Genomic DNA, 798 nt, shown 5'->3' with positions numbered 1-798 from the left:
AAGGTAGTCCTTTGAAAACTGAACAAAGTTTCGTAAATGTGATAGGGCTTTTCTTAATTGAAAAGAATTAAACATGACGCGAAGTCAATTCGCTAGTAACAACAAATCGAGCTATTCAAATAACTCATTATATGAGAGTTTGATCCTGGCTCAGGATGAACGCTGGCGGCGTGCCTAATACATGCAAGTCGAACGAGATTTTATTAATTGATTACTTCGGTATGATTTTTCTAAAATCGAGTGGCGGACGGGTGAGTAACACGTGGGTAACCTGCCCTTAAGTAGGGGATAACATTTGGAAACAGATGCTAATACCGTATAAATCTCAGAAACACATGTTTCTGAGCTGAAAGGCGGCTTTCGAGCTGTCGCTTTTGGATGGACCCGCGGCGTATTAGCTAGTTGGTGAGGTAAAGGCTCACCAAGGCAGTGATACGTAGCCGACCTGAGAGGGTGATCGGCCACATTGGGACTGAGACACGGCCCAAACTCCTACGGGAGGCAGCAGTAGGGAATCTTCCACAATGGACGAAAGTCTGATGGAGCAACGCCGCGTGAGTGAAGAAGGTTTTCGGATCGTAAAACTCTGTTGTTGGAGAAGAACACGTTTGAGAGTAACTGTTCAGACGTTGACGGTATCCAACCAGAAAGCCACGGCTAACTACGTGCCAGCAGCCGCGGTAATACGTAGGTGGCAAGCGTTATCCGGATTTATTGGGCGTAAAGCGAGCGCAGGCGGTTTCTTAAGTCTGATGTGAAAGCCTTCGGCTTAACCGAAGAAGTGCATCGGAAACTGGG

At 46.7% G+C, this 798-nt stretch carries 1 rRNA gene; it reads left to right on the top strand.

Annotated elements, in window-relative coordinates:
* Nucleotides 1-127: 127 nt before the first annotated feature.
* Nucleotides 128-798 (top strand): 16S ribosomal RNA (locus tag FD01_RS13285); the annotation flags it as partial.

Origin of the sequence: Lacticaseibacillus manihotivorans DSM 13343 = JCM 12514 (assembly GCF_001435035.1) — a bacterium.
GTDB classification, from domain to species: domain Bacteria; phylum Bacillota; class Bacilli; order Lactobacillales; family Lactobacillaceae; genus Lacticaseibacillus; species Lacticaseibacillus manihotivorans.
Note: the sequence above shows the minus strand (reverse complement) of the source record. Positions and strands in the feature narration are given on the sequence as shown.